Origin of the sequence: Rothia nasimurium (genome assembly GCF_004569295.1) — a bacterium.
Taxonomy (GTDB): domain Bacteria; phylum Actinomycetota; class Actinomycetes; order Actinomycetales; family Micrococcaceae; genus Rothia; species Rothia nasimurium_B.
Genome location: NZ_SPQC01000070.1, coordinates 1 through 6,806, shown reverse-complemented (window position 1 = coordinate 6,806; position 6,806 = coordinate 1). Strand labels below are relative to the sequence as shown.

8 protein-coding genes are annotated in these 6,806 nt (G+C 60.4%); 4 read left to right on the top strand and 4 right to left on the bottom strand.

The features are described from left to right. Nucleotides 1–116: IS3 family transposase (locus tag E4U03_RS12115; protein ID WP_135011154.1), on the top strand; the 116-nt coding region annotated here is incomplete at its 5' end. Nucleotides 117–186: 70 nt separating this feature from the next. Here the strand turns inward: E4U03_RS12115 and E4U03_RS12110 are convergent. The 4 genes from E4U03_RS12110 to E4U03_RS12095 all read right to left on the bottom strand — a co-directional run bounded on the left by E4U03_RS12110 (nucleotide 187) and on the right by E4U03_RS12095 (nucleotide 4,008). Then, entirely contained in the window at nucleotides 187–351 is a 165-nt protein-coding gene (locus E4U03_RS12110; RefSeq protein WP_135013978.1) for a methionine/alanine import family NSS transporter small subunit, read from the bottom strand. A gap of 1 nt (nucleotide 352) precedes the next feature. After that, nucleotides 353–1,969: a sodium-dependent transporter gene (locus E4U03_RS12105; RefSeq protein ID WP_135013977.1), complete on the bottom strand. Its 1,617-nt coding sequence runs from the start codon at nucleotides 1,967–1,969 to the stop codon at nucleotides 353–355. Nucleotides 1,970–2,109: 140 nt separating this feature from the next. Continuing rightward, complete coding sequence (locus E4U03_RS12100) at nucleotides 2,110–3,150, bottom strand: polyprenyl synthetase family protein (RefSeq protein WP_135013979.1); 1,041 nt, start codon at nucleotides 3,148–3,150, stop codon at nucleotides 2,110–2,112. A gap of 99 nt (nucleotides 3,151–3,249) precedes the next feature. Beyond that, nucleotides 3,250–4,008 (bottom strand): demethylmenaquinone methyltransferase, encoded by a 759-nt coding sequence (locus tag E4U03_RS12095; RefSeq protein WP_135013976.1) that lies wholly within the window; start codon nucleotides 4,006–4,008, stop codon nucleotides 3,250–3,252. Nucleotides 4,009–4,107: 99 nt separating this feature from the next. On the opposite strand from E4U03_RS12095, the gene E4U03_RS12090 reads away from it, so the two are divergent. The 3 genes from E4U03_RS12090 to E4U03_RS12080 all read left to right on the top strand — a co-directional run bounded on the left by E4U03_RS12090 (nucleotide 4,108) and on the right by E4U03_RS12080 (nucleotide 6,608). Continuing rightward, the gene (locus E4U03_RS12090; RefSeq protein ID WP_135013975.1) at nucleotides 4,108–4,878 is read left to right on the top strand and encodes an ABC transporter substrate-binding protein; all 771 of its coding nucleotides are present in this window, start codon (nucleotides 4,108–4,110) and stop codon (nucleotides 4,876–4,878) included. Nucleotides 4,879–5,022: 144 nt separating this feature from the next. Further along, nucleotides 5,023–5,817 carry an amino acid ABC transporter permease gene (locus tag E4U03_RS12085; protein WP_135013974.1) on the top strand — a complete coding sequence of 265 codons (795 nt, stop codon included), beginning with the start codon at nucleotides 5,023–5,025 and terminating at the stop codon, nucleotides 5,815–5,817. Between the two features lie 29 nt (nucleotides 5,818–5,846). Continuing rightward, nucleotides 5,847–6,608: an amino acid ABC transporter ATP-binding protein gene (locus tag E4U03_RS12080; RefSeq protein WP_135013973.1), complete on the top strand. Its 762-nt coding sequence runs from the start codon at nucleotides 5,847–5,849 to the stop codon at nucleotides 6,606–6,608. Nucleotides 6,609–6,806: the final 198 nt, after the last annotated feature.

Below are 6,806 nucleotides of genomic sequence, written 5' to 3'. Positions count from 1 at the left end.
GTCAGGCGGTTGATGACTATATCTATTGGTATAACAACGGTAGGCTTCAGGAGCGATTAAAGGGCCTGGCTCCGATGGGGTATCGGAGCCAGGCTTTGGCAGCCCTGACGGTCTAGGATTAAACCAGTCCAACTTTCGGGGGCTAGTTCACTGCGTGTGGAGGGGCTTTTCTTTGTGGAGGGCCGGTTACTTCTGGGCGGTTTCGGTGGCCCAGGGAACTGTTGTCTCGTCGGCCTCTACCTCGCTACCCGACTCGTCGGGGTTGCGGGAGAGGTGAACCAGGGCTAGGCCCAGGCCGCCCCAGATGAGGGCGATGGAGACAATCAGCATAACGATGGCGATGGAGCTCATGCTAGGCACCTTCCTTTTCAGTGGCTGACTGGGCTGCCGACTGGGCGGTGGCGTCTACGTGGCCGTGGACGACCTTGCCGCCGGCAATCGGGGGAGCCGGGGGAGTCAGCGCTGCGCGGGAGGTCTTAGACCAGGGCAGCATGGAGATGATGATGGCTACGACCAGCAGGGCGATGACCATGCCCCAGCCGAAGATGTTGAGCATCTGGTCGGGGTAGCCCTCGTAGGGTTCGTTGATCAGGCCGATGAAGGTGTTGATCAGGGAGTAGCCCAGGATAAGGGGGGTGACGCCTGCCAGCAGGATCATCCAGAGTTTGCCCATCTTCCAGGACGAACGCTCGTTGAGGTGGTCGCGGAAGATCGGCAGGGCACGCAGCAGGTAGGCAACCACGAAGATGGAGACCAGGCCTGCGGCCAGGATACCGAACTGGTTGACGAAGTTATCCAGGATATCGAGCACGTAGAGGCCGGAGGTGGTAGCCATGAGCAGGGTGGAAATCACCGCGATGGGAGCAATAACCAGCAGGGTGGAGCGTACGCGGCCCAGATTGAACTTGTCCTCAACACCGGCAACGATAACCTCGACGATGGAGATCATGGAGGTGAAGCCGGCAAAGAGCAGGGAGCCGAAGAAGAGTACACCGATCAGGGTGCCACCGGGGGCCTGGGAGATGATGGTGGGGAAGGCGATGAAGGCCAGACCAATACCGGAGGTTGCTACCTCAGAGACCTGGGTGCCAGCGGCGGTTGCCATGAAGCCCAGGGCTGCGAAGACGCCGATACCGGCCAGTAGCTCGAAGGAGGAGTTAGCGAAGCCCACAACAGCGCCGGAGCCGGTCAGGTTAGTCTTGTTCTTCAGGTAGGAGGCGTAGGTGATCATGATGCCGAAGCCGATGGACAGGGAGAAGAAGATCTGGCCGTAGGCTGCAACCCAGACGCCGGGCTCAGTTAGAGCGACCCAGTCGGGGGTGAAGAGGGCATCGAGGCCGGTCATTGCGCCGTCCAGGGTCAGGGAGTAGCCGACCATAACCAGGAACATGATGACCAGCACGGGGATGAAGAAGACGTTAGCCAGGCCCACGCCCTTCTGTACGCCCAGGGACATGATGAGGGCCAGCAGCACCCAGATGCCGATCAGGGGGTAGAGGATGCCGGGCACGAAATCGAAGGTTAGGGCTACGGGGTCAGCCAGCTGCAGGACGTCCGCGAAGAAGAAGGTCTGCGGATCGTCGCCCCAGGCGTGGGTGAAGGAGTAGATGAAGTAGCGGGCGGCCCAGGCAAGGATCGCTGCGTAGTAGATAGCGATGATGAAGTTGATGCCCATGTGCCACCAGCCGATGAACTCGGTTTTGCGGTTCAGACGGCGGAAGGCCAGAGGAGAGGACGCACGGGCGCGGTGACCGATGACGTAGTCAAAGAAGAGGAAGGGCAGACCCGCGGTGAGCAGGGCGACCAGGTAGGGAATCATGAAGGCACCGCCGCCGTTATCGTAGGCGACGTAGGGGAAGCGCCAGATGTTACCGAGGCCAACGGCTGAACCGATAGCTGCAAAGATGAAGACCTTGCGGCTTGAGAAGCCTTCGCGTTTCTTGGGCGCCGAGGTGGGGTTTGAACTCATGTGAGTAGTCCTCCGCAGGGCTAAGTGTGAATGAATCTTTTGTAGTATGTGGGTTCAGACTAGCAAGTGATAAATAAATCTCAAATAGTGGATAGAAAATTGGGTGAAAAAATCCCGGCGGTTTCCCGCCGGGAGTAGCTCTAGGCGTCGCGGTGGACGACGGCGTGAGCGAAGGATTTGAGGGCCTCCTTGACCACTGAGTCGGGTAGGGGCTCGATGGCCGCAATAGCGTCGTCAGCCCACTGGTAGGCAATCTTCCAGGCTTCAGTGGTGGCCTGGTGGGCCGAAAGTGCTTCAACAGCCTGGGCCAGGGCTTCGTCGCTGGTCAGGTCACCCTGAATTAGCTGCTGGACGTGCTGGGCTTCCAGGTCGCCGGTTGCGGCAGCTCGATCGAGCAGGATGGTGGGTAGGGTGGGGACGCCCTCGCGCAGGTCGGTGCCGGGGGTCTTGCCGGAGGCTGCCCCCGAGCTGGTGACGTCGATGACGTCGTCGGCCAGCTGGAAGGCCACGCCTACCAATTCGCCGTAGCGGGCCAGCATCTGTACGGTTGCTTCGGGGGAGTCCGACAGGATGGTGCCGTAGGAGCCTGCTGCCGCGATGAGGGAGCCTGTCTTGCCCTCGATGACCTTAATGTAGTGGCTGAGAATGTCTTCGTTCTTCTCGGGGCCGGTGGTTTCGAAGAGCTGACCCAGTACCAGGCGTTCAAAGGTCTGGGCCTGGACGGCAAGAGCGCGGCTACCCAGTTCGGAAACAATCAGGGAGGCGCGGGAGAAGATGAGGTCGCCGGTCAGAATAGCGACCGAGTTGCCCCAGATGTTCTGGGCGGTGTCTACACCGCGGCGCTTGGGGGCGTCATCCATGACGTCGTCGTGATAGAGGGTAGCCAGGTGGGTCAGCTCAACAACAACAGCAGCGTCGATGACCCGGTCGTTGATACCGCCACCGGCCTCTGCTGCCAGCAGAGTGAGCAGGGGGCGTACCCGCTTGCCACCGGCAGAAAGCAGGTGGCGGGAGGCTACGTCTGCCAGGTGATTGGTCTGGGCAACCGCGCGTTCTAGGCGCTGCTCAACCTCAGAAAGGGCCTCAAGAATCTTGGGGCCGAGTTCAGCGTCCTGCGCAATGAGTTCAAACCCCTTGGGCAGGTTGAAGTCAGCTTCGGGCATGAGCGCTTCAACGCTCATAGGGGAGCTGGTGGGTTCAGTCACGGTGTCTTTCGCATTTCTTCGGTGGGTGGCTGCGGCCCAGAGCCGCGGCAAGCTGCTGGTGTAAGTCTACCGGGTTTACTGCTCGGGCTTATAAGCGCGGTGCAGGGCTACGATGCCGCCGGTCAGGTTCTTGTACTGAACGTTCTGCCAGCCTGCTTCGGTGAAGTGGCGGGCCAGCTCGTCCTGGGCGGGCCAGGCCAGGATGGACTCGGCCAGGTACTCGTAGCTTTCGGGGTTAGAGGAGACCTTGCGCGCAATCGGCGGAATCAGCTTCATGATGTAGTTGCGGTAGATGGCGCGGAAGGGGGCGAAGGTGGGGGTGGAGAACTCGTTGATGACGATGCGTCCGCCGGGCTTGGTCACACGGTAGAGTTCGCGCAGGGCCTGGGGGTAGTCGGCGACGTTGCGCAGGCCGTAGCTCATGGTGACGGCGTCAAACTCTTCGTCGGCAAAGGGGAGGGCGGTGACGTCCGCCTGTACGAACTCGATGTCGGGGCGACGGCGGCGGCCTACGGCCAGCATGCCCTCGGAGAGGTCGGCGGCGATGACCTTAACACCGGCGTCGGCGAAGGGCTCGGACGAGGTGCCGGTTCCGGCGGCGACGTCAAGGACCTTCTGGTCGGGGTGGGCGTCGACCGCAGCAACGGTCTGCTTGCGCCAGTAGATGTGTTGGCCCAGCGACATGATGCCGTTCATCAGGTCGTAGCGCTCGGCTACCTGATCGAACATGGAGGAGATGTCGGTGGTCTTTTTGTTAAGGTCTGCTCGGTTCACCCTGCCTATTTTGTCATGTTTGTGTCTAAAGCTCACCTTGGGGGTGTGTGAAAAATTCATAATGAATATTCATGCATAGGTTTGCATTTTTACGCATAGCGGGGCAGAATAAAGCTCAAAGCACATCGCACCTACACAGTTTTAGATACGAGGTACACCATGAAGAAGGCTCCCTTCGCTCTCGCTGCAGCCGCCCTGATGCTCACCGCCTGTGGCTCATCCAGCACCGGTACCACTGCCGAGTCAGGCGTTTTTCTGATTTCAGAGGGCAAGCTGACCGTCTGCACCAACCCTCCCTATGCTCCTTTCGAATACGAAGAAAACGGCAAGATTGTTGGCCTGGACGCCGATATCGCAGCAGCTATCGCCTCAGACCTGGGCGTCGAAGCCGAAATGTTCACCACCAGCTTCGAGGGCATCCAGTCCGGTGTAGCCCTTTCCTCCAAGCAGTGCGACATCGCCCTGCCAGGCATCACCATCACCGACGAGCGCAAGACCGTCATGAGCTTCACCGACTCCTACGTCGATGACAACCTGGCGATCCTCGTTCCCGCTGGCTCCGACATCAAGGGCGATGCTGACCTCTCCGGCCGCAACATCGGCGTGCAGCAGGCTACCAGCGGTGAAAAGTACGCCCAGGAAGCCGGCGCTAACACCGTCCAGTACGAAGACAACGGCCTGCTCCTGCAAGCAGTACAGACCGGCCAAGTCGATGCCATCGTCGGTAACATCACCGTGCTGTCTGAAATGCTGACTTCTGACTCATCCCTCTCTGTAGTCCAGGAAATCGAGACCGGTGAGCAGATCGCTGGCGCCGTTGCTACCGAGAACACTGCCCTGCTTGACTCCGCCAACGCCACCCTCAAAAAGATGGAAGAGGACGGCCGCTTGGCAGACCTGCGCGAAAAGTACCTGGGCGTATCCCAGTAACCACGGACAACGGGTAGTAGCATAAACCCAAGCTCACCAACGGGGGTAGGCTAGCGCAGGAGCGGCCTACCCCTCACCCGTATACCCCTCTTCTACGCCGATACGAGCCCGGGCAACCGGGGAAACAAAAGGAAAAGACCACCCATGGCACTGTCGACCCGGCAGAAACAAACCTACGCCCGCTACGCCCAGTGCGCCCTGTTGGCCATCATCGCACTCGTCGTTATTCTCGTTGCCGACTGGGCTACCTTGCGCGATAAGGCCTTCAACCCCGAGATTATCGCCCAGCAATTCCCCAACATCATCACCGTTGCTCTCAAGAACACCCTGATTTACACGGCCTTAGGCTTCGTGGTGGGCCTGGCCGGTGGTGTTCTGCTGGCCCTGATGAAGATTTCATCGGTTGCCCCCTACCGCTGGCTAGCCTCGCTCTACATTGAGCTCTTCCGCGGTCTGCCCGCGCTGCTGGTCTTTATCGCCTTCGGCTACGGCATCCCCCTGGCCTTCGGCCTGCGCCTGAATAACTACGTCACCGTCATGCTGGCCCTCGGTATGGTGTCGGCTGCCTACATCGGTGAGGTACTGCGCGCCGGCCTGGAAGCTGTGCCCAAGGGCCAGTACGAGGCAGCCCGCTCCCTGGGCATGAGCCACACCCGCGCTATGGTCACCGTCATTATTCCCCAGGCGTTCCGCATCGTCCTGCCCCCGCTCACTAACGAGATTATCCTGCTCACCAAGGATTCCTCCCTGGTCTACCTGCTCGGTATGTCGGTGGCCCAGTACGAACTGACCAAGTTCGGCCGTGAAGGTATCTCGGGTTCCGGCGCTGGCCTGACCCCGCTCGTCCTGGCAGGCGCCTGCTACCTGATTATCACCGTCCCGCTGGGCTTTCTTGCCCGCCACTTCGAAAAGCGCGCCAAGGCCCGCTTCCGCAAGTAAAGCCTCACCTACCCCAGGAAGAACCAGCCATGCCTCTTCAGACCGTACCCGCGTCCGTCACCATCACCAACCTGCATAAGTCCTACGGCGACGTCGAAGTGCTCAAGGGCATCGACATGTCGGTAGCCCCCGGCGAGGTCGTCTGCCTGATCGGCCCCTCCGGCTCGGGCAAGTCCACCCTGCTCCGCTGCGTCAACCTGCTCGAAACCCCTAACTCCGGCAGCATCGAGGTGGCCGGTCACTCGGTGACCGACCCCGACGTCGATATCGATGCCATGCGCCGCTCTGTGGGTATGGTTTTTCAGCAGTTCAACCTCTTCCCCCACCTGACCGTGCTCGAAAACTGCACCGTTGCCCAGGTCAAGGTGCTCAAGCGCTCTAAGGCCGAAGCTAAAGAAATCGCCCTGGCCAACCTCGAAAAGGTAGGCCTGGCCGATAAGGCGGCCCGCCACCCCGACCAGCTCTCCGGTGGTCAGCAGCAGCGCGTAGCCATTGCCCGTGCCCTCTCCATGAACCCCGCCCTCATGCTCTTTGACGAGCCCACCAGCGCTCTTGATCCCGAGACCGTGGGCGACGTGCTCTCTATCATGCGCCAGCTCGCTGCCGAGGGCATGACCATGATCGTAGTAACCCACGAGATGGCTTTCGCCCGCGATGTAGCTGACCGCGTGGTCTTCATGGACGGCGGCGTGGTGGTCGAAGAGGGCCCCTCCGACGCCGTCATCGGTAACCCCCAGTACGAGCGCACCCAGCTCTTCCTCTCCCGCGTGCTCAACCCCACGGCCCAGTAGATTCCGCCCAGTAGATTCAGTCCGGTAGGTTCAGCACTGCCAGAGCATAAAAGCAGCCCAGACCCCTTGAATGAACTGCTCCCCATAAGTTGGACTACTAAAAAACAGTCACCAACTAATGGGGAGCATCTCCTATGCGAGCACGAAGCTCACTCACCCAACACCAACGAGAACAACTCATCCACCTCTTCCAACAAG

Bases quoted from the DNA above. Each gene is read 5' to 3' on its own strand.
- E4U03_RS12085 (WP_135013974.1), top strand. From the start codon at position 5,023: ATGGCACTGTCGACCCGGCAGAAACAAACCTACGCCCGCTACGCCCAG.
- E4U03_RS12090 (WP_135013975.1), top strand. From the start codon at position 4,108: ATGAAGAAGGCTCCCTTCGCTCTCGCTGCAGCCGCCCTGATGCTCACC.
- E4U03_RS12105 (WP_135013977.1), bottom strand. From the start codon at position 1,969: ATGAGTTCAAACCCCACCTCGGCGCCCAAGAAACGCGAAGGCTTCTCA.
- E4U03_RS12100 (WP_135013979.1), bottom strand. From the start codon at position 3,150: ATGAGCGTTGAAGCGCTCATGCCCGAAGCTGACTTCAACCTGCCCAAG.
- E4U03_RS12095 (WP_135013976.1), bottom strand. From the start codon at position 4,008: ATGAATTTTTCACACACCCCCAAGGTGAGCTTTAGACACAAACATGAC.
- E4U03_RS12110 (WP_135013978.1), bottom strand. From the start codon at position 351: ATGAGCTCCATCGCCATCGTTATGCTGATTGTCTCCATCGCCCTCATC.
- E4U03_RS12080 (WP_135013973.1), top strand. From the start codon at position 5,847: ATGCCTCTTCAGACCGTACCCGCGTCCGTCACCATCACCAACCTGCAT.